Origin of the sequence: Azospirillum palustre, from assembly GCF_002573965.1 — a bacterium.
Lineage (GTDB): Bacteria > Pseudomonadota > Alphaproteobacteria > Azospirillales > Azospirillaceae > Azospirillum > Azospirillum palustre.
In genome coordinates, this window is sequence record NZ_PDKW01000039.1 from 784115 (window position 1) to 802235 (window position 18121).

Consider the following 18121-nt stretch of genomic DNA (forward strand, 5'->3'; position numbering starts at 1 on the left):
TCCCATGCCCCGCATGGGCCCCTTCCCTCTCCCGGGGCGGGAGAGGGAGAGTCAGGAGTCCCCCATGACCTCCAGCACGCCTTACGATGTCCGCGATGCCGAGGTGATCGTCGTCGGCTCCGGCCTTGCCGGGATGACCGCGGCGCTGCAACTGGCGCCGCGTGCGGTCACGCTGATCACCAAGACCGCCGGCCTGCCCGGCGGCTCCAGCCTCTACGCCCAGGGCGGCATCGCCGCCGCCGTCGGTCCCGGCGACCGGCCGGAGGACCATGCCGCCGACACCGTTGCCGCCGGGGCCGGTCTGGTCGATGCGGCGATGGCCGCCCTGCTGACCCGCGACGGCGCCGCCCAGGTCCGCCGGCTGCTGGAGGGCGGCCTGCCCTTCGACCGCGCGCCCGACGGCTCGCCGCTGCTGGGCAGGGAAGCCGCCCATGGCGCGGCGCGCATCGTCCATGCCGGCGGCGACGCCACCGGCCGCACCCTGGTCACCGCACTGGCGGACCGCCTGTGCGCCACCCCCTCGGTGCGGGTGGAGACCGACGCCTTCGCCGTCGATCTCGTGCTGCGCAACGGCCGGGTCTGCGGCCTGCTGGCCTGCCATGGGCAAGGCTGGGTGCTGCACCGGGCGCCGCGCGTGATCCTGGCGACCGGCGGCATCGGCGCCGCCTTCGCCCGCACCACCAACCCGGCGGAGGCCACCGGCGACGGGCTCGCCATCGCCGCAAGGGCCGGCGCCCAGCTGGCCGACCTGGAATTCGTGCAGTTCCACCCGACGGCGCTGGCCGTCGATGCCGACCCGGTGCCGTTGCTGACCGAGGCCTTGCGCGGAGCCGGGGCCCTGCTGCTCGACAGCGAGGGCCACCGTTTCATGCCGGGCGAGCATCCGCTGGCCGAGCTGGCGCCGCGCGACGTGGTGGCACGCGCCATCGGCCGGCGCGTCGCGGCGGGCGAGCCTGTGTTCCTCGACCTGCGCCCGGCGCTGGCCGCCAAGCCCGGCGGCTTTCCCACCGTCCTGGCGCTTTGCGCCGAGCATGGGCTCGACCCCTTCGCCGAGCCCATGCCGGTGGCGCCGGCCGCCCACTACCATATGGGCGGCGTGGTCACCGACGCCGACGGGCGGACCAGCCTGGAGGGGCTGTGGGCCTGCGGCGAGGTCGCCTGCACCGGCGTCCACGGCGCCAACCGGCTGGCGAGCAATTCCCTGCTGGAGGCGCTGGTGTTCGGTGCCCGCGTCGCCCGCGACGTGGCGGACCGTACCCTTGCGCCGCTGCCGCCCTTCGCCCTGCCCCGGCCGCCCGCGGTCGCCGCCGATGTCGGCCATGCCCTGCTCGACGCCATCGGGGCGGAGGCGCGGACGGCGCTCTATGACGGGGCCGGTCTGGTCCGCAGCGGTCTGGGGCTGCTGGCCGCCCGGCGCAAGCTCGACCGGCTGGCGGCGGCGCTGGACATGCTCCGCTGCGAGGACGGCGACGCCCACGGCACTGTCCAGGCTCCGCCGGACATCGTCCGCCACTGGGGCGAGGCACGCAACCGGCTGCTGGTCGGCCGTCTGGTCGTCCATGCCGCGCTGGCGCGGGAGGAAAGCCGCGGCGCCCATTGCCGCAGCGACCATCCCCTGCCCAATCCCGCCTCCCTCTCCCGCACCCTGACCCTCAGCGACCTGGCCGGCACCGCCGGCCCCCTGCCCGGAGACGCCGCATGCTGCATCCTCTGACCGTCGAGCCCATCGTCCGTGCCGCCCTGGCGGAGGATCTGGGCCGGGCCGGCGACATCACCACCGACAGCATCATCCCGGCCGACGCGGTGGCGACCGCCCGCATCGCCGCCCGCAAGGATGGCCGCGTCGCCGGGCTGGAGGCGGCGCTGATCGCCTTCCGCCTGCTCGACCCCGGCATTTCGGTGACGGTGGAGCGCGCCGACGGCGACGACGTGCCCCCCGGCGGCACCATCGCCACCCTGACCGGCAGGGCCCGCGCCCTGCTGACGGCGGAGCGCACGGCGCTGAACCTGATGGGCCGGCTGTCCGGCATCGCCACCGCCACCCGCGCCCTGGTGCGCGAGGTGGAGGGCACGACTGCGCGCATCGTCTGCACCCGCAAGACCACCCCCGGCCTGCGCGTTCTGGAAAAGCATGCGGTCAAGCTGGGCGGCGGCTTCAACCACCGCTTCGGGCTGGATGACGCGGTGCTGATCAAGGACAACCACATCGCCGTCGCCGGCGGGGTGCGCCCGGCGGTGGAGCGCGTCCGCGCCGCCATCGGCCACATGGTGAAGGTGGAGGTCGAGGTCGACACGCTCGACCAGCTGGACGAGCTGCTGGGCCTGCCGGTCGATGTCGTGCTGCTCGACAACATGGACCCGGACACGCTGCGCCGCGCGGTGCGGATGGTGGATCGCCGCCTGCTGACCGAGGCATCGGGCAACGTCACGCTCGCCACCGTCCGCGCCATCGCCGAGACCGGCGTCGACATGATCAGCTGCGGCTGGCTGACCCACAGCGCCCCGAATCTGGATCTCGGCCTGGATATGTGACGGCTGGCCGCCGGCACTCCCCGCTCCGAACCGGGGGCGGGAGTGCCGGCCATGCCGTCGCGATGCGATCAGACCGCCAGCGTCTCGACCTTGCCGTCGAGATCCATGATCAGCAGCTCGACCTCCAGATCGGGATGGCGTTGCTTGGCAATCGTCCTGAGCTTCGTCAGATACTGGCCATGAACGTCGCTTTCCCGCCGCGGATCCGCGGCCAGATCCAGATTGAGGAACGCCTTGTACGCACCGCAGTCGCGGTGATCCATGACGATCAGCCGCTTCACGTGATGCAGGTCGCGGGCGATCTCCACCTCGTCCCAGAATGCCTCGCCCCAGGCCGGCTTCTTGTCGTTCAGCGCGCCCAGGCTGGCGCCGGCCAGAACGATATGATCGTATTTCTCCTTGAGACTGCGCCCCTCCATGTACTCGGCCACCCGTGCCATCAGCCGGTAGTCCATGCAGGTCAGCAGCAGCGTGTCGACACCCCCGGCCTGCGCCGGACGGCTCACCATCATCGGCGCCATCAGCGTCACGCCGGCGCCCAGCGTCGCCAGCTTCAGAAAACCGCGGCGAGAGCTGTGCTCGCCCTGGCAGCAGCCATGATGATGACCGGTCGAATGTTCCATTGCGCCCTCCCAACACGCCCCGACCCCATGCCGGGGGGGGTTCACGCGCAATGGTGGCATCGCTTTGTTAAAAATTTCAATACAGCGCCTTCTACCATGCGGAAAAGTACTAAAATTTACGTCTGTGGCATTTTTCGGGCTTAATTGTCTACAACCGGGTTTCGTTTCGTCGGACCCCGCAAAGAAAACGGGCCGCCCGGTTAGGGGCAGCCCGTTCCTGTGCATGGAATTTCCTGGTCGTCAGCGTTCGGCCATCACCCGCCGCGCGTGCTGCTGGGCGCCGGTGTTCCGGCCGACCCGACGGTGCTGGAGGCCGGCGGCGGCGACGCGCTCGCACTGTGGTTGGGCGAACAGTCCGCGTTGGCGATCCCCGCCGTCAGGAGAGTGGCGAGACCGAACAAAGCGGCGACGACCGGACTGGCTCCATGAGACATTGGATCACCTCCTTTCTGAAACGTTGCGACCTCCAACAGATTGACACAGTAAGGCACTCGGTCAATGGCCGAATCGAAGATTGGCGATGCCGTCTCCCAATGGAACAGGTCCGGATCCTGAACCTGAGTGCGATTATCTGGTTTCCAGCAGCCCGCTCATCGTCGCGAACAGTTCCGACTTCGCTTCGAACCCGACGCCGGGCAGATCGGGCAGCCGCACGCGGCCGTCCTCGACTGCGATACCGTCGGCGAAACCGCAGAAGGGCTTGAAGACGTCCGGGTAGGATTCGTTGCCGCCCAGATGCAGGCCGGCTGCGATGTTCAGCGACATCTGGTGCCCGCCATGCGGCACCACCCGCCGGCTGGACCAGCCATTGTCTTTCAGCATGTCCAGCGTGCGCAGATACTCCACCAGACCGTAGCTCAGCGCGCAGTCGAATTGCAGCCAGTCACGGTCGGGCCGCATGCCGCCATGGCGGATCAGGTTGCGGGCGTCCTGGTGGGAGAACAGGTTCTCGCCCGTCGCCATCGGCCGGTCGTAGTGCTTGGCGAGTTCGGCCTGCAACGCATAATCCAGCGGATCGCCGGCCTCCTCGTACCAGAACAGGCCATAGGGCTTCAGCGCCTCGGCATATTTGATCGCGGTGGCGAGGTCGAAGCGGCCGTTGGCATCGACGCACAGGTTCTCGCCCGACCCGACCACCTCCAGCACCGCGTCGATCCGGCGGAGATCCTCGTCCAGCGGGGCGCCGCCGATCTTCATCTTCACGACCTTGTAGCCGCGGTCGCGGTAGCTGCGCATTTCGTCCTGAAGCGCCGTCACATCCTTGCCGGGATAGTAATAGCCGCCGGCGGCATAGACCCAGACGCTGTCGTCGGCCACCCCGCCGCGGAAACGGTCGGCCAGCAGGCGGTAGAGCGGCACGCCGGCGATCTTGGCCACGGCATCCCACACCGCCATGTCGATGGTGCCGACGGCGACGGAGCGCTCGCCATGGCCGCCCGGCTTCTCGTTGGTCATCAGCCGCGCCCAGATGCGGAACGGATCGAGGTTCTCACCCGTGTCGTCGAGCAGGCTGTCGGGTGCCGCCGACATCAGCCGGGGGATGAAGCGCTCGCGCAGCAGCCCGCCCGCGGCATAACGGCCGTTCGAATTGAAGCCGTAGCCGATCACCGGCTTGCCGTCGCGCACCACGTCGGTGACCACCGCGACGACGCTGCACGTCATCTGGCTGAAATCGATGAAGGCGTTGGCGATGTCGGACTTGATGCCGGCGGTCTGCTCGCGGATTTCGACGATGCGCATGGCGGTTCCCCTTGCAGCGTGGTGGCGCGTTTCGTGCCGGCACTGTAGGGATGTTGCGGGCCGCCGGGCCAATGCCAAGGTCGGAACGCGTCATGCGGGTTCGGCATAGGGTTGCCGGAGGGTGTGCGCCCACAGGCACCGGGCCGGGCCGGCAGACGTGACGAAGATTGGGCGATGGAACTCTCCTGGCTCGACGATTTCCTGGCGCTGGTGGATTGCGGCAACTTCTCCCGCGCCGCCGACATGCGCCACCTGACCCAGCCGGCCTTCAGCCGCCGCATCCGCGCGCTGGAGGATTGGGCCGGCACCCCGCTGTTCGACCGCAGCGGACAGCCGGTGACCCTGACGGAAGCCGGGCGGCGCTTCCGCCCCTTCGCCGACGAGACGGTGCGCCGCCTGCTGCAAGGCCGGGAAGAGGCCCGCCTCGCCGCCCAGTCGGAAGCGGCGACCCTGCGCTTCGCCGCCACCCATGCGCTGTCGCTGACCTTCTTCCCGTCCTGGCTGCGGGCGCTGGAAGCCCGCGCAAGGCTGGGCGCCATCACCCTGTCGTCGGACAGCCTGGAGGCCTGCGAGCGGCTGATGCTGGCGGGCCAGGCGCAGTTCCTGCTCTGCCACGCCCATCCGGCGGCGGCCGGCCGGCTGGATGCGGAGTCCTTCCGCTCCGTCGTCGTCGGCGGCGACCGGCTGCTGGCGGTGACCGCCCCCGATGCCGGCGGCCGGCCGCGCCATCTGCTGGCGGACGGTCAGGACACAGCGCTGCCGCATTTGTCCTACAGCCGCGAATCCGGCATGGGCCGCATCCTGGAGGCGGTGCGGGCAGCGCATCCGCTCCCCGCCGCCCTCGACACCGTCTTCACGTCCCACCTTGCCGCGGTCCTGCGCACGCTGGCGCGCGACGGGCGCGGCGTGGCCTGGCTGCCGGAAAGCCTGATCGCCGAGGATCTGGCGCGCGGCTCGCTGGTGCGCGCCGGCGTGCCGGCCGGCGACGAACGCTGGACCGTGCCGGTGCAGATCCGGCTGGTCCGCCCGCGCGCGCGCCAGAGCAAGGCGGCCGAAAGCTTCTGGACGCTGGCCGTCGAAGCGGCGCTGTGGCGGAACGCCGAGTCGCCGCCGGAACCCGCAGCGCAGGTTGCCGGAGCGGACGCAACCGCTGAAAAAGAGTTGTGACCCTTTGCCCGCAAGTCACTTTGATCGTTGACATTCCCGATAAAGCTTCTCCACCGAAGCGATTTCGCTGGCGCTAACCCGTTCGATCGGGCAAAATTTGCCTAGTTGGGTTGAGAAGCGTCGCGTCAGCGAGCGGAGGAACGATCATGGGCGTCAGCAGCATTGGCGGCATCGGCGGCTATCAGCAGCAGCCATACGTCACCCCGCTCAGCAGCGGCCCGGCCGCGGCGCAGCGGTCGACCTCGCCCGTCGAATCCGCACAGGAAGACCAGACCGAGCGCACCCGCCGCCAGCAGGACGCGCAGACGGCCCAGAGCGGATCGAGCGGCGGCAACACCACCGCCACCCGCGGCCAGAATCTGAACATCACGGTCTGATCCGTAGCGGATCGCGCGGCAGGCCGGTGCGGCAGGGTCGGTCAAGGAGATCATCGAGGGAGGGCGCCAGCCAAGGGGCTGTCCCAGGGGCAACGCCTGGAAAGCGGGCAAGAAACGCAGGAGGCAGCGATGGAGATCCGTGGCGTTTCCAGCACGACGGCACTCCGCCCGACGGCTTTCCAGCCGACGGAAGCCGGCACCGCCTCCCCATCGACTGCAGTCCAGAGCACCGGCAACGCCACCTCCGGCGAAACGGAAAAAGCCTCCGGCGCCGGCTTCATCAGCCCGTTCATGCGCTACGACCAGGGCGCGCGGGTGGCCGTGCTGTATTTCCGCGACTTCGACACCGGCGAAACCCAGGACCAGATCCCGTCCCAGCGCGTGGTGGAGGAATACCGCCGCACCGCCAACCGCCTGTCCCAGGAGGACGAGCGGAAAGCGGCCGCGGCGAAGAACGGCTCGGGCGGATCCGCCGGCAACACGGGGAGTTCGTCCGGCAGCGGCTATGGCGCAGCGGCGGGCGGGTCCGGGTCAGGCGGCACGACGACCGGAAAGGCGGCGGCCACGTCAGCCAGTACGGCGATTGGCGTGTCCTTCGCCAGCGCTCCCGGCAGCAGCGGGACGGCGGCAGGGTCCACCGCCGCGGCACCGGCGACAAGCGGGCTAACACCGGCCGCGACAGGCGGATACAGCGGCGGGTCGCCGGGCGGACTGGTTTCGGTGACCGTCTGAAGGGTTTGACCGGGCGGCTTCGAACCGGGCAGCTTCGAACCGGGTAGGGCGTCCGATTGCCCCGCCCGTAATCCTCACCCTCCGGTCGCCTCCTCCTCCGCCTGTCGGCGCCTGAACCCCACCAGCGCGGTTTCGTCCAGCATGGCGGCCTCCTTCCGCTTCTGCTTGTCGCGCTCGCGCTTCAGCCGCTCTTCCTCGGCCAGCTCGTAGCGCTTCAACTCCTGGAAGGCTTCGGCCATCTCGTCGGTGGCGATGTTGATCTGCATCTCCACCTGCCCCAGCGATTCGCCCAGCTTGCGGCCACGCTCCATCGCCGCCTGGGCGAAGTTGGAATAGGTGAAGGAAACCGAAAAGTCGTCGCGCACCGTTTCCTGCTCGTGCACGATCTCCTGCTTCACCTTCTCGATCTCGTTGCGCAGCCGGTCGGCCAGCGTGTGGAGGTCCGCCAGGACGCGACGCTTCTCGTCCAGTTGCAGCTTTTGCAGGCGGATGATCGTCTTCAGGCTCATTGCGGCCACTGCACCCCAAAGATTTCAGCGAGCATGGCATAGCTGGTCTCCAGATCGGTGGCCTCGCGCTTGCTCTGCTTCAAAAAGGCTTCCAGCGCCGGCTGGAAGTGGATCGCCTCGTCGACCTGCGGGTCGGTGCCGCGGCGGTAGGCGCCCAGCCGGATCATCTCCGCCATGTTGTCGTAGGACGACAGCAGGCGCCGGGCATGGCCGACCAGCTCGTTCTCGTTCGCCGTGTTGCAGCCGGGCATGGTGCGCGACACGCTGCGCAGGATGTTGATGGCGGGGTAGCGCCCGCGCTCGCCGATCTGGCGCTCCATCACGATGTGGCCGTCCAGGATGCCGCGCACGGCGTCGGCGATCGGCTCGTTGTGGTCGTCGCCGTCCACCAGCACGGTGAACAGGCCGGTGATGGTGCCCGACCCGACCACGCCCGGACCGGCGCGCTCCAGCAGGCGCGGCAGTTCGGCGAAGACGGTCGGCGGATAGCCCTTGGTCGTCGGCGGCTCGCCGGCCGACAGGCCGATCTCGCGCTGGGCCATGGCGAAGCGGGTGACGCTGTCCATCATGCACAGCACGTCGCGGCCCTGGTCGCGGAAATGCTCGGCGACCGCCAGCGTCATGTAGGCGGCCTGCTTGCGCATCAGCGGCGCCTCGTCCGAGGTGGCGCAGACGACGACGCTGCGGGCCAGACCCTCCTCGCCCAGATCCTCGGTGATGAATTCCTGCAACTCGCGGCCGCGTTCGCCGATCAGGCCGATCACCGCGACTTCGGCGGCGGAGAAGCGCGCCAGCATCGACATGACCGACGATTTGCCGACGCCCGATCCGGCGAAGATGCCCATGCGCTGGCCGCGGCAGCAGGTGAGGAAGGCGTTGATGGCGCGGATGCCCAGATCCAGCTTCTGTCCCACGCGGGCCCGCGAATGGGCGTTGGGCGGCGTGTTGCGGATCGGCGTGCCCTCCGGCCCCTTGGGCAGCGGCCCCTTGCCGTCCACCGGTTCGCCCAGCGCGTTGACGACGCGGCCGAGCCAGGCATCGGTCGGATAGATCCGCGCCTGATCGCCCGCCACCAGCGCGCGGCAGCCCAGCCCCACCCCGTCCAGCGCACCGAAGGGCATGGCGAGCGCCCGGCCCTGACGGAAGCCCACCACCTCGCACGGGACCTGGCGGCGGTCGCGCGTCTCGACGATGCAGCGGCCGCCGACCGACAGTTCCTTCTCGATCCCGCCGACCTCGACCATCAGGCCGGACACGGCGGTGACGCGGCCGTACCGGCTGCTGTCCGGGATCAGGTCGATGTCGCGGATCAACTGATCGATATCGAACGTCATGGATCGGATACCGGCGTTTCCTGGGAAGGCGGTCCCAAGACGGGACGCGCTCCTATTAAGTGGTAGCTCTGTGGACGGAGGCGACGTTAACCACCATGATCGCATCTTGCGATGGAAGGATTAACGTTGTGTAAGCGCTTGGCACTGGCGTTAAGCTGAATCGTCTGTTAACTTGTGTAAACGGGATGGTTGAAATCGGTCATCAAGGATCGGGGACCATGTCCGGGGTCGGGTAGCGAAAGCGCGCCATCAAACGTCGGGATATCGCCATGAGGGTTCTGCTGGTTGAAGACGATTCCTCCGTCGCCAAAAGCATCGAGCTGATGCTGAACACGGAAGGTTTCATCGTCGATTCTACCGACCTGGGTGAGGACGGACTCGAGATCGGCAAGCTCTACGATTACGACATCATCATTCTCGACCTGATGCTGCCGGACATCGACGGTTACGAGGTTCTTCGCCGCCTGCGCGCCGCGCGCGTGACCACCCCGATCCTGATCCTGTCCGGCCTGACCGAAATGGACAACAAGATCAAGGGGCTGGGGTTCGGCGCCGACGATTACCTGACCAAGCCGTTCGACAAGCGCGAGCTGATCGCCCGCATCCAGGCCATCGTCCGCCGGTCGAAGGGCCATTCCGACAGCATCATCCGCACCGGCCGCCTGACCGTCAACCTCGACACCCGCACGGTGGAGGTCGACCAGTCGCCGCTGCACCTGACCGGGAAGGAATACGGCATCCTGGAGCTGTTGAGCCTGCGCAAGGGCACGACGCTGACCAAGGAGATGTTCCTGAACCATCTCTATGGCGGGATGGACGAGCCGGAACTGAAGATCATCGACGTCTTCGTCTGCAAGCTGCGCAAGAAGCTCGCCGCCGCCACCCAGGGCGACAACTACATCGAAACGGTGTGGGGCCGCGGTTACGTGCTGCGCGACCCGCACGAGGAAATCGTCGAAGGCAATCCCCCGCCCCCGCCGCGCGTGCCGCAACAGCAGGCCGCCGGCTGACTCCTCACCGCTTCCGCTTTTCTTTTGCTGCTTCTCCACGCCCGGCCGTCTTTCACCTTGAAAGTCGGACCGGGCGTCGCCATATCTGGTGGGTCATTCTGCTTCGGACTGCGGGGCTTTCAAAAGCCTCCACGCTCAGCCCCTCTTTTTTCGCCATCGCAAAAATTCGATCGCGAGCACCTGGGGGCCGCCAATCCCACACCCAGTCTGATGCGCCGCACCGGTGGTGTGGCGCCCTTTGCGTTATGGGAGACAGACATGCCCGTCGGCACCGTCAAATGGTTCAACAGCACCAAGGGCTTCGGTTTCATTCAGCCGGAAAGCGGCGGCCCGGATGTGTTCGTGCACATCTCCGCTGTCGAACGCGCCGGGCTGCGCAGCCTGGTCGATGGCCAGAAGATTTCCTACGAGGAACAGCGCGATCCGAAGCGTGGCAAGACCTCGGCGGAAAATCTGAAGGCGGTCTGACCGCCTGACCGCCGACCTGCGGAAAAAGGGGCATCGGGAAACCGGTGCCCTTTTTCCGTGTTGCACAAGTCCCTGTCGCCCAGATGCAGGGCTCTGCCCAGAGGAGATCCGCGATGGCTTTCAAACCGAATTACAACCAGCAGCGGGCCGAGCGCAACCGGGCCAAGGAACAGAGGAAGCAGGAAAAGCTTCAGCGTCGCGAGGAAGGCGTCGCCGCCCGCCGCGCCGGCGATCCGGACGAAACGGAGACGCAGGACGAGACCCTGGCGACCGACACCGACGCCGATGCCGAGACCAAAACCGACACCAACAATGCCTGAACGGACGGCCGCAGGCGCGGCCGACCGCGACCATACGGAGGACAGGCCATGGCCCGTCAGAAGAAACAGCCCGTCGACAACGCCTTCGCGCTTTTCGACGTGATTTACCAGGACGGTGCGCGCACCTCGAACCGCAAGGTGCCGACCACCGACATCGATCAGTTCGACCGCGAGAATTCCATCCGCACCTACATCGAAGCGCAGGACCGCAAGATCGCCGAAATGTCCGGCAATCCGCGCGGCCCGATCAAGTCGATCACGCCGTCGGCCTGAGAGTTGGTGCATTTTCTGGCTGCCATCCCCGCGAAGGCGGGGATCCAGCCGTTCGAACGATTGAATTGGAAGCCTGGATCCCCGCTTTCGCGGGGATGATGTCCGTCAGGACAAGGATTCCAGGATTTACGCCACCTTGGCGCCGGTGGCCGAGAAGCCGCCCAGGCTGTAGAGACCGCGCTGGCCCTCCACCGGCTTGAACTTGTCGGTGATGCCCAGCACCGTTTCAGCACCGCCCAGATACAGAACGCCGTCCTGCGGCATCTGGCGGGAAATGGACTCCAGAACCTTAGCCTTGGTCGGCTGGTCGAAATAGATCAGCACGTTGCGGCAGAAGACGATGTCGAACTGTCCCAGCGCCGACAGATCGCCCAACAGGTTCCATTCGCGGAACGACGCCATCTGGCGCAGCTGCTGGCTGATCTGCCACTTGTCGCCATTCTGCTTGAAATGCTTCACCAGCATGGTGATCGGCAGGCCGCGCTGCACCTCGAACTGGGTGTAGACGCCGGCCTTCGCCCGCTCCACCATTTCCGCCGAGATGTCGGTGCCGACGATCTCGATGCGCCAGCCGGCCAGCTTCGCCGCCTCGTCGTTCAGGATCATCGACAGCGAATAGGCTTCCTGGCCCGACGAACAGGCGGCCGACCAGATGCGCAAGGACCGCTTGGCCGCCCGCGCCTCCATCAGCTTCGGCAGCACCAGCTGGCGGAACTGGTCGAAAGGCTTCTGGTCGCGGAAGAAGGACGACTCGTTGGTCGTCATCGCCTCCGTGATGTCGCGCAGCAGCGCCTCGTCCTTGCGGGTGCGGACGGTGGTCGCCAGCTCCTCAAGCCCCTTCATGTTCCATTTGCGCGCCACCGGCATCAGCCGGGATTCGAGCAGATACGCCTTGTCGCGGGTGAGGACCAGGCCGGAACGCTGCTTGAGCAGCGTGGAGAACATGTCGAAATCTTCGACTCTCATGCTGCCCTCGAAGCGAGCTTGCGGATGTGGGGACCGATTTCCTTGAGCGGCAGGATGACGTTGCAGATGCCGGCTTGCGCCACGGCACCGGGCATGCCCCAGACCACGCTCGACGCCTCGTCCTGGGCGATCAGGGTGCCGCCGCCATTGACCACGTCGGTGCAGCCCTTCAACCCGTCCTGCCCCATGCCGGTCAGGATGCAGGCCAGGATCTTGCGGCCGCCGAAGCCCTTCAGGATCGACCGCATCATCGGGTCGACCGCCGGGCGGCAGAAATTCTCGGGCGGATCCTTGCTCAGCGCGATCACGTTGGCGCCGCCGCGCTGGGTCACCAGCATGTGGAAGTCGCCGGGCGCGATGTAGCAGCGGTTCTGCACGATCGGCTCGCCGTCCTTGGCCTCGCGCGCATCGATCCCGCATTGGCGGGTGATGTGCTCGGCCAGGATGGTGGTGAAGGTGGCCGGCATGTGCTGGGTGATCAGGATCGGCTGGCTGACGCCGGCCTTGAGGTGCGACAGCACCTCGAACAGCGCCTGCGGACCGCCGGTGGAGCTGCCGATGGCGATCACGTCCGGCTTGGTGGCGATGGTGCCGGCCGGAGTCGGCCGGGTGACGATCGGCCCGACCTCGCGCTTCAGCAGCCCCAGCGGAGCCGCCGGGGTCAGCGGGCGGATCTCGCCGCGCGAGCGCGATCCGGCACGCCGGGCGGCGGCGCCCAGCGCCTTGACCTTGGCGACCAGCTCGCGCTTGAAGTCCTCCGCCCCGCCGATCTCGCGGGTGGAGGTCGGCTTCGGGATGTAATCGGCCGCACCGGCGGACAGGCAGCGGATCGACACGTCGGCCCCGCGCAGCGTCAGCGTGGAGGCCATGATGATCTTCACCTGCGGCGCCACCGCCAGCAGCTTCGGGATGGCGGTCAGCCCGTCCATCACCGGCATCTCGATGTCCAGCACGATGACATCGATGGAATTGCGCTGCAGCGAATTGACCGCCATCTGGCCATCGCCGACGGAGGTGACGACGCGGATGTCCGGGTCCCCTTCCAGCGCGCGGGTCAGCAGGCCGCGGATGACGGCGGAGTCGTCCACCACCATGACCCGGACGGGATCCGGGTTGGCCGGTCGCGCGGTGGTGAGGGGGCCTCTGCCAAAACTGTCCGACATAACGGCGATTCGCCTTTCAACTCGACTGGTTCAACGCGGACTCTTCCGAAATCCCGGCCGGGATCACAGAAGGCCGACCTGCGCGAACTTGGTCTGGATGATGTCGCTGTCGAAGGGCTTCATGATGTACTCGTTGGCCCCGGCGGACAGCGCCTCCTGGATGTGGGCAAGGTCGTTCTCGGTTGTGCAGAACACCACCTTGGGCTGCTCGCCCCCGCTCATCTTGCGCAGCCGGCGCAGGAACTCGATCCCGGTCATCACCGGCATGTTCCAGTCCAGCAGGATGGCGTCCGGCATCTGCGCCGCGCAGGCTTCCATCGCCTGCTTGCCGTCCTCCGCCTCCGAGCAGGCGAAATTCAGCTCTTCCAGGATCTTGCGCGCGACCTTGCGGACAACGCGGCTGTCATCGACCACCAGGCAGGATTTCATTGCGGCAGGGCCTCAGGTCATCTGTTCGTCGGCGAAAGCCGGCCGGCCGGCGCGGCGCCCTTCCCCAGGGGGCAGGGCGCGGCAAACCGTCAGGCCGTCTCGATGGTTGTGAAGTTGAGCAGACGGGGCACGTCCAGCACAACCATCAACTGGCCGTTCAGCCTATAAATTCCGGTCGATACCTCGCGCCAGCGCGGATCCAGGGTCGCCGGGTTGCGTTCGAAGTCCTCCTTGGTCAGGCTGAGCACCTCGCCGACCGAATCGACCATCAGGCTGTACAGCTCGCCGCGCAGGTCGACGACGATCGACATGCCGGGCTTGTCCTTCGGACGGCCGGTCAGGCCGAGCCGCAGGCGGACGTCGATGGCGGTGACGATGCGGCCGCGCAGGTTCAGCGATCCGGCGACCTCCGGCGGAGCCAGCGGGATGCGGGTGATCCGCTGATGGCCCAGCACGTCCTGCACCTGAAGGACCGGGATGCCGAACATCTGGTCGGCGATCGTCATGGTCACGAAGTCCTGGTTGCCGGAGACGACGATGTCGTCGCCCCGCGACTTGCGGACGGTGGACGGCAGCTTGGCGTTGCTCATGCGGCACCTTTCTGGTCGGTCAGCGTCTGCTGGAGCGCGAAGAGCAGCGCATCACGGTCGAACTTGGCGACATAGTCGTTGAAACCGGCGATCCGGCCGCGGTCGAGATCGCGGGCGCTGGCGTGGCTGGACAGCGCCACCATCGGAACGCGCTGCCAACGGCTGCCGTGGCGCACCGCCTCGGCGAAGTCGAAGCCGCTCATGCCCGGCATCTCGATGTCGGAGACGATGACGTCGAAGTCCTCGCCCGCCTCGCAGAGCGCCAGCGCGTCGCCGGCATTCTCCACCGCCGTCACGTCGTAGCCGGCGACCGACAGCAGCGGCGTCAGCAGGTTGCGGAAGAAGGGGCTGTCGTCCACCAGCAGCACGCGCTGGAGCTTCTCCTCCTCGAACCCCTCCTGGGTGGAGGAGCCGAACCAGTCCTTGTAGGCCTGGGTCAGGAAGAAGCCGGCGTCGATCACCTCGGTCGCCTTGCCGGCGATGATGGCCGAGCCCATCAGGCCGGGACGCTCCGCGGCCAGCTGGACGTTCAGCTTCTCCTCCACGATGTCGACGATCTCGTCGACGATCAGGCCCATCGAACGGTCGCCGTCGGCGAAGACCAGCACCGGCTGGCGGCCTTCGTTGGCGACGACGAAGTTCGGGTCGATCGGGACCAGCGGCATCAGCTTGCCGCGGTACTGGACCACCGGCAGGCCGTTCGACAGCTCGACCGTGGCGAGATCGACGTCCTCCAGGCGGGCGACCAGCGACAGCGGCACCGCCTTGGGCGCACCCTCGCCGGCGCGGAACAGCAGAAGCGCCATCTTGTCCTCCTGGCGCTGGGTCTGGACCGCGGTGGTCTCCTTGCCCGCGGCCTCGCCCATCGCCATCTCGCCGGTGGCCGACGCGATGCCGTTGGGGTCCAGGATCATGATGACCGAGCCGTCGCCCAGGATCGTGTTGCCCGAGAACATCTCGATGTGGCGCAGGATCGGCGCCACCGGCTTCACCACGATTTCCTCGGTGTCGAACACGCGGTCGACCATGATGCCGAAGGTGTAGGTGCCGACCTGGGTGACGACGATGAAGGTCTCTTCCTCGGTCTTCTTGGCGCCCTCGCTGTCGTCCAGCCGCAGCAGCTGCTGGAGCGAGACCAGCGGCAGCAGGCGGTTGCGCAGGCGCAGGACCGGGGTACCCTTCAGCCGCTCGATGGTGTGCTCGCTGTCGGCGGCGGCACGCACCAGCTCGACCACGCTGATCTGCGGGATGGCGAAGCGCTCGCCGGCGCATTCCACGATCAGGGCGGAGACGATGGCCAGCGTCAGCGGGATCTTGATGACGAAGGTCGACCCCTTGCCCTGGGCCGACTTGATCTCGATCGTGCCGCCGATCTTCTCGATGTTGGTCTTCACCACGTCCATGCCGACGCCGCGGCCCGAAACGTTGGTGACCTTGGCGGCGGTGGAGAAGCCCGGCTTCATGATGAACTGGATGATCTGCTGGTCGGTCATCGAGGCCAGCTCGCCTTCCGACGCCATCCCGTTCTGGATCGCCTTCTGCTTGATCCGGTCGATGGCAAGGCCCTTACCGTCGTCCTGGATCTCGATGATGATGTGGCCGCCCTCGTGATAGGCGTTCAGGGTGATGCGGCCGGTCTCCGTCTTGCCGGACTTCACGCGCTCCGCCGGGATCTCCAGCCCATGGTCGGCGCTGTTGCGCACCATGTGGGTCAGCGGATCCTTGATCAGCTCCAGGACCTGGCGGTCCAGCTCGGTGTCGGCGCCGAGCATCTGGAGGTCGATCTTCTTGTTCAGTTCGTGCGCCAGATCGCGCACCAGACGCGGCAGCTTGGCCCAGGCGTTGCCGATGGGCTGCATGCGCGTCTTCATGACGCCTTCCTGCAGCTCCGACGTCACATGGTTCAGGCGCTGCAGCGGTGCCGCGAACTCGCTCTCCTTCTGCGACCGCAGGATCTGCAGCAGCTGGTTGCGGGTCAGCACCAGCTCCGACACCATGGTCATCAGGTTTTCGAGCAGGTCGACGTTGACGCGGATGGTCTGGGCGGCGACCGCCGATTCCTTGGTCGCGGCCTCGGCGCCGGCATCGGCGGCACCGGCGTTGCCACCGCCCGAGGCACCGGCCATCGGGGCGACCGGCGCCGGCACCTTGGCGGCGGCCGGCTCGGCATCGGGCACGACGAGGTCGTGCGACTGGACGGGCTCCTCGGCCGGCTCGGGCGCGCGGGTGGCGACCGCGGTGCCGGCCGCCGGAGCGGGAATGTCGTTCGGGCCGGGCGTGGAGTTCCACAGCGCCTCCAGCTCGTCCATCGTCACCGGCCGGGATTCCGACGCGGCAACCGCAGGGGCGGTCGGCGGCGGGGGCGGCGGGGCGGCAGCGGCGGCCGGGGCGGGACCGCCCAGCTTGCCTTCGGCGCACAGGTTCAGCCGCTCGATCAGCGGCAGGTCGTCGCCGGGCGGTTCCGCCTCGGTCGCTTCCAGCACCGCCAGCAGGCTCTTGATGGTGTCCAGAGCCTGCAGGATCAGCGAAACGGCTTCCGGGTTGATCGTCAGTTCGCCGTCACGGAACTTGCCCAGCACGTTCTCAGACGCGTGCGCCACCTTTTCCAGGCGGGGCAGGCCGAGGAAGCCGCAGGTTCCCTTGATGGTGTGGACGAGCCGGAAGATATTCGACAGCAGTTCCGGATTGTTGGGATTCTGCTCCAACCTGACCAGCTCGACGTCGAGCACCGAGAGGTTTTCGTTGGTCTCCGTCAGAAATTCGGACAGCAGATCATCCATGTCGCATTCCCCAGGCCCAATGTTTATGGTCCGCGCCGGCCTGCGGCTCGAACGGGCAGCATCGAAAGGCTGCCGGTTGCGCTCCAGTCCAGGTAGGGTGGGAGCCTGTCAAACACTGATTAAGAGAACCTTACCTCTTCCGATAGGGAGTCTTCCGGGGGCTGCTACCGGTAGGATCGGGGTTCCTTTGTCACAGGGAGGATCGATGAGCGACGCCGAAATCGCCCAAACCGTGCGCGAAGCCGTGGAACGCCTCAACGCCGCGCTGGCGGAGGCCGCGCGCCACAATCTGGCGGTCACGCTACGCACCACGGCCCACCAGACCACCGGCGGGGTGGAGCAGGTGGTGTTGGAGCCGCGGATTTTCAAACTGCTGTAGAAGCGCCCGGCAGAGCGGCCGGACGCCTCACCACTCCGCGGTGAAGACCAGCCGCTCACTGCTTTCGGTGGCGACGGCGATGCGGAATCCGTCGCTCTCGGCCAGCCGGCCCGCCAGATAGGCGTGGATGGTGCGGGGGCTCAGCGCCTCGGCCGTCGCCGTTCCGGCCAGCGCCGCCGCGGCCTCCGGTTTCAGGGTGCCCGGACGGCCGGCGGCGGTCACGGTGATGCGGCCCGCCGTCTCGTCGCCGTCGGCGGCGACGGAGACAAGCCCGCCATGGGTCAGCGCCTCGTCCGCCAGCATCACCAGATTCAGCACCAGCTTGACCACGCCGCGGCGCTGGGCGGTCATGTCGTGCGGCACCCGGTCCGGCCAGTCCAGCCGGGTGCGTCCGCCCTCGACATAGCCGGCGGCGGCGGCGCGGGCGTCGCCGAAGCCCTTCTGGTCGCGCCCCGCCACCCCATAGGCCAGCCGGAACACCCGCAGCCGGCGGTCGGCCTGGCCGGAGGAATGGTCGATCAGCTTCACCGCCTCGCCCAGGAATCCGCCGACGGCAGTCCCGCCATCCTCGTCCTCCTGCATCTCCTCGATCAGTTCCAGCCCGTTGCGGATGGCGCCGACCGGGCTGACCAGATCGTGGCAGAGCTTCGACGCCAGCAGTTCCAGAACGCGGATGTCGACGCTGACGGGGAGGGAGGACGATTCGGTCACGAGGCAGACTCCGGAAAA

21 protein-coding genes are annotated in these 18121 nt (G+C 67.8%); 10 read left to right on the forward strand and 11 right to left on the reverse strand.

From position 1 onward, the window contains the following. The first annotated feature begins 64 nt into the window (after positions 1 to 64). Together CRT60_RS09710 and nadC are read left to right on the forward strand one after the other, a co-directional pair. Positions 65 to 1714 (forward strand): L-aspartate oxidase, encoded by a 1650-nt coding sequence (locus tag CRT60_RS09710; RefSeq protein ID WP_098736181.1) that lies wholly within the window; start codon positions 65 to 67, stop codon positions 1712 to 1714. Beyond that, positions 1699 to 2532, forward strand: a complete 834-nt coding sequence (nadC, locus tag CRT60_RS09715; RefSeq protein ID WP_098736182.1) for a carboxylating nicotinate-nucleotide diphosphorylase — start codon at positions 1699 to 1701, stop codon at positions 2530 to 2532. The genes CRT60_RS09710 and nadC overlap by 16 nt, the downstream gene beginning before the upstream one ends. A gap of 68 nt (positions 2533 to 2600) precedes the next feature. Here the strand turns inward: nadC and CRT60_RS09720 are convergent, their stop codons facing one another. The 3 genes from CRT60_RS09720 to CRT60_RS09725 form a co-directional block, all read right to left on the reverse strand. Next, complete coding sequence (locus CRT60_RS09720; RefSeq protein WP_098736183.1) at positions 2601 to 3155, reverse strand: carbonic anhydrase; 555 nt, start codon at positions 3153 to 3155, stop codon at positions 2601 to 2603. Positions 3156 to 3409: 254 nt separating this feature from the next. Beyond that, the gene (locus CRT60_RS36150) at positions 3410 to 3589 is read right to left on the reverse strand and encodes a hypothetical protein (protein ID WP_161958009.1); all 180 of its coding nucleotides are present in this window, start codon (positions 3587 to 3589) and stop codon (positions 3410 to 3412) included. Positions 3590 to 3722: 133 nt separating this feature from the next. Next, entirely contained in the window at positions 3723 to 4895 is a 1173-nt protein-coding gene (locus CRT60_RS09725) for a mandelate racemase/muconate lactonizing enzyme family protein (RefSeq protein WP_098736184.1), read from the reverse strand. 174 nt (positions 4896 to 5069) lie between these two features. Between CRT60_RS09725 and CRT60_RS09730 the strand changes: the two genes are divergently transcribed. From CRT60_RS09730 to CRT60_RS09740, 3 genes are all read left to right on the forward strand, one after another. Then, positions 5070 to 6062 carry a LysR family transcriptional regulator gene (locus CRT60_RS09730; RefSeq protein WP_098736185.1) on the forward strand — a complete coding sequence of 331 codons (993 nt, stop codon included), beginning with the start codon at positions 5070 to 5072 and terminating at the stop codon, positions 6060 to 6062. A 146-nt stretch (positions 6063 to 6208) separates the two neighbouring features. Beyond that, entirely contained in the window at positions 6209 to 6439 is a 231-nt protein-coding gene (locus tag CRT60_RS09735; protein ID WP_098736186.1) for a hypothetical protein, read from the forward strand. 129 nt (positions 6440 to 6568) lie between these two features. Continuing rightward, on the forward strand, positions 6569 to 7171 hold the full coding sequence (locus tag CRT60_RS09740) for a hypothetical protein (RefSeq protein ID WP_098736187.1): 603 nt from the start codon (positions 6569 to 6571) through the stop codon (positions 7169 to 7171). A gap of 74 nt (positions 7172 to 7245) precedes the next feature. On the opposite strand, the gene CRT60_RS09745 is transcribed toward CRT60_RS09740, so the two are convergent. After that, positions 7246 to 7680 carry a flagellar export protein FliJ gene (locus CRT60_RS09745; protein ID WP_098736188.1) on the reverse strand — a complete coding sequence of 145 codons (435 nt, stop codon included), beginning with the start codon at positions 7678 to 7680 and terminating at the stop codon, positions 7246 to 7248. After that, positions 7677 to 9014 carry a flagellar protein export ATPase FliI gene (gene fliI, locus CRT60_RS09750; RefSeq protein ID WP_098736189.1) on the reverse strand — a complete coding sequence of 446 codons (1338 nt, stop codon included), beginning with the start codon at positions 9012 to 9014 and terminating at the stop codon, positions 7677 to 7679. The genes CRT60_RS09745 and fliI overlap by 4 nt, the downstream gene beginning before the upstream one ends. Positions 9015 to 9283: 269 nt before the next feature. Between fliI and ctrA the strand changes: the two genes are divergently transcribed. The 4 genes from ctrA to CRT60_RS09770 all read left to right on the forward strand — a co-directional run bounded on the left by ctrA (position 9284) and on the right by CRT60_RS09770 (position 11085). Continuing rightward, positions 9284 to 10024, forward strand: coding sequence for a response regulator transcription factor CtrA (gene ctrA / locus CRT60_RS09755; protein ID WP_098736190.1), 741 nt, complete (start codon positions 9284 to 9286; stop codon positions 10022 to 10024). A 258-nt stretch (positions 10025 to 10282) separates the two neighbouring features. Further along, on the forward strand, positions 10283 to 10492 hold the full coding sequence (locus CRT60_RS09760) for a cold-shock protein (protein ID WP_012977930.1): 210 nt from the start codon (positions 10283 to 10285) through the stop codon (positions 10490 to 10492). Between the two features lie 113 nt (positions 10493 to 10605). Next, positions 10606 to 10812: a hypothetical protein gene (locus CRT60_RS35600; RefSeq protein ID WP_143273188.1), complete on the forward strand. Its 207-nt coding sequence runs from the start codon at positions 10606 to 10608 to the stop codon at positions 10810 to 10812. A gap of 48 nt (positions 10813 to 10860) precedes the next feature. Next, positions 10861 to 11085 carry a hypothetical protein gene (locus CRT60_RS09770; protein ID WP_098736191.1) on the forward strand — a complete coding sequence of 75 codons (225 nt, stop codon included), beginning with the start codon at positions 10861 to 10863 and terminating at the stop codon, positions 11083 to 11085. A gap of 126 nt (positions 11086 to 11211) precedes the next feature. Here CRT60_RS09770 and CRT60_RS09775 read toward each other — a convergent pair whose 3' ends face one another. The 5 genes from CRT60_RS09775 to CRT60_RS09795 all read right to left on the reverse strand — a co-directional run bounded on the left by CRT60_RS09775 (position 11212) and on the right by CRT60_RS09795 (position 17013). Next, the gene (locus CRT60_RS09775; protein WP_098736192.1) at positions 11212 to 12051 is read right to left on the reverse strand and encodes a CheR family methyltransferase; all 840 of its coding nucleotides are present in this window, start codon (positions 12049 to 12051) and stop codon (positions 11212 to 11214) included. After that, positions 12048 to 13214 (reverse strand): protein-glutamate methylesterase/protein-glutamine glutaminase, encoded by a 1167-nt coding sequence (locus CRT60_RS09780; protein ID WP_098736193.1) that lies wholly within the window; start codon positions 13212 to 13214, stop codon positions 12048 to 12050. Before CRT60_RS09780 ends, CRT60_RS09775 begins: the two co-directional genes overlap by 4 nt. A gap of 63 nt (positions 13215 to 13277) precedes the next feature. Continuing rightward, positions 13278 to 13643, reverse strand: coding sequence for a response regulator (locus CRT60_RS09785; RefSeq protein ID WP_045583532.1), 366 nt, complete (start codon positions 13641 to 13643; stop codon positions 13278 to 13280). An 89-nt stretch (positions 13644 to 13732) separates the two neighbouring features. Then, positions 13733 to 14233: a chemotaxis protein CheW gene (locus CRT60_RS09790; protein WP_098736194.1), complete on the reverse strand. Its 501-nt coding sequence runs from the start codon at positions 14231 to 14233 to the stop codon at positions 13733 to 13735. Further along, positions 14230 to 17013 carry a hybrid sensor histidine kinase/response regulator gene (locus tag CRT60_RS09795; protein WP_098736195.1) on the reverse strand — a complete coding sequence of 928 codons (2784 nt, stop codon included), beginning with the start codon at positions 17011 to 17013 and terminating at the stop codon, positions 14230 to 14232. The genes CRT60_RS09790 and CRT60_RS09795 overlap by 4 nt, the downstream gene beginning before the upstream one ends. 205 nt (positions 17014 to 17218) lie before the next feature. Here CRT60_RS09795 and CRT60_RS36420 point away from each other — a divergent pair, with 205 nt between their 5' ends. Then, positions 17219 to 17392, forward strand: coding sequence for a hypothetical protein (locus tag CRT60_RS36420; protein ID WP_167421655.1), 174 nt, complete (start codon positions 17219 to 17221; stop codon positions 17390 to 17392). A gap of 27 nt (positions 17393 to 17419) precedes the next feature. Here CRT60_RS36420 and CRT60_RS09800 read toward each other — a convergent pair whose 3' ends face one another. Beyond that, the gene (locus CRT60_RS09800) at positions 17420 to 18103 is read right to left on the reverse strand and encodes a histidine phosphotransferase family protein (protein WP_098736196.1); all 684 of its coding nucleotides are present in this window, start codon (positions 18101 to 18103) and stop codon (positions 17420 to 17422) included. Between the last annotated feature and the right edge of the window lie 18 nt (positions 18104 to 18121).

What these genes read in the sequence shown, in the direction of transcription:
- CRT60_RS09775 (WP_098736192.1), bottom strand. Translation starts at nt 12,051, where the DNA reads ATGAGAGTCGAAGATTTCGACATGTTCTCCACGCTGCTCAAGCAGCGT.
- CRT60_RS09795 (WP_098736195.1), bottom strand. Translation starts at nt 17,013, where the DNA reads ATGGATGATCTGCTGTCCGAATTTCTGACGGAGACCAACGAAAACCTC.
- fliI (WP_098736189.1), bottom strand. Translation starts at nt 9,014, where the DNA reads ATGACGTTCGATATCGATCAGTTGATCCGCGACATCGACCTGATCCCG.
- CRT60_RS09780 (WP_098736193.1), bottom strand. Translation starts at nt 13,214, where the DNA reads ATGTCGGACAGTTTTGGCAGAGGCCCCCTCACCACCGCGCGACCGGCC.
- CRT60_RS09790 (WP_098736194.1), bottom strand. Translation starts at nt 14,233, where the DNA reads ATGAGCAACGCCAAGCTGCCGTCCACCGTCCGCAAGTCGCGGGGCGAC.
- CRT60_RS36420 (WP_167421655.1), top strand. Translation starts at nt 17,219, where the DNA reads ATGAGCGACGCCGAAATCGCCCAAACCGTGCGCGAAGCCGTGGAACGC.
- CRT60_RS09725 (WP_098736184.1), bottom strand. Translation starts at nt 4,895, where the DNA reads ATGCGCATCGTCGAAATCCGCGAGCAGACCGCCGGCATCAAGTCCGAC.
- CRT60_RS09740 (WP_098736187.1), top strand. Translation starts at nt 6,569, where the DNA reads ATGGAGATCCGTGGCGTTTCCAGCACGACGGCACTCCGCCCGACGGCT.
- CRT60_RS09730 (WP_098736185.1), top strand. Translation starts at nt 5,070, where the DNA reads ATGGAACTCTCCTGGCTCGACGATTTCCTGGCGCTGGTGGATTGCGGC.
- CRT60_RS36150 (WP_161958009.1), bottom strand. Translation starts at nt 3,589, where the DNA reads ATGTCTCATGGAGCCAGTCCGGTCGTCGCCGCTTTGTTCGGTCTCGCC.
- CRT60_RS09735 (WP_098736186.1), top strand. Translation starts at nt 6,209, where the DNA reads ATGGGCGTCAGCAGCATTGGCGGCATCGGCGGCTATCAGCAGCAGCCA.
- CRT60_RS09760 (WP_012977930.1), top strand. Translation starts at nt 10,283, where the DNA reads ATGCCCGTCGGCACCGTCAAATGGTTCAACAGCACCAAGGGCTTCGGT.
- CRT60_RS09785 (WP_045583532.1), bottom strand. Translation starts at nt 13,643, where the DNA reads ATGAAATCCTGCCTGGTGGTCGATGACAGCCGCGTTGTCCGCAAGGTC.
- CRT60_RS09720 (WP_098736183.1), bottom strand. Translation starts at nt 3,155, where the DNA reads ATGGAACATTCGACCGGTCATCATCATGGCTGCTGCCAGGGCGAGCAC.
- nadC (WP_098736182.1), top strand. Translation starts at nt 1,699, where the DNA reads ATGCTGCATCCTCTGACCGTCGAGCCCATCGTCCGTGCCGCCCTGGCG.
- CRT60_RS09710 (WP_098736181.1), top strand. Translation starts at nt 65, where the DNA reads ATGACCTCCAGCACGCCTTACGATGTCCGCGATGCCGAGGTGATCGTC.
- ctrA (WP_098736190.1), top strand. Translation starts at nt 9,284, where the DNA reads ATGAGGGTTCTGCTGGTTGAAGACGATTCCTCCGTCGCCAAAAGCATC.
- CRT60_RS09745 (WP_098736188.1), bottom strand. Translation starts at nt 7,680, where the DNA reads ATGAGCCTGAAGACGATCATCCGCCTGCAAAAGCTGCAACTGGACGAG.
- CRT60_RS09770 (WP_098736191.1), top strand. Translation starts at nt 10,861, where the DNA reads ATGGCCCGTCAGAAGAAACAGCCCGTCGACAACGCCTTCGCGCTTTTC.
- CRT60_RS35600 (WP_143273188.1), top strand. Translation starts at nt 10,606, where the DNA reads ATGGCTTTCAAACCGAATTACAACCAGCAGCGGGCCGAGCGCAACCGG.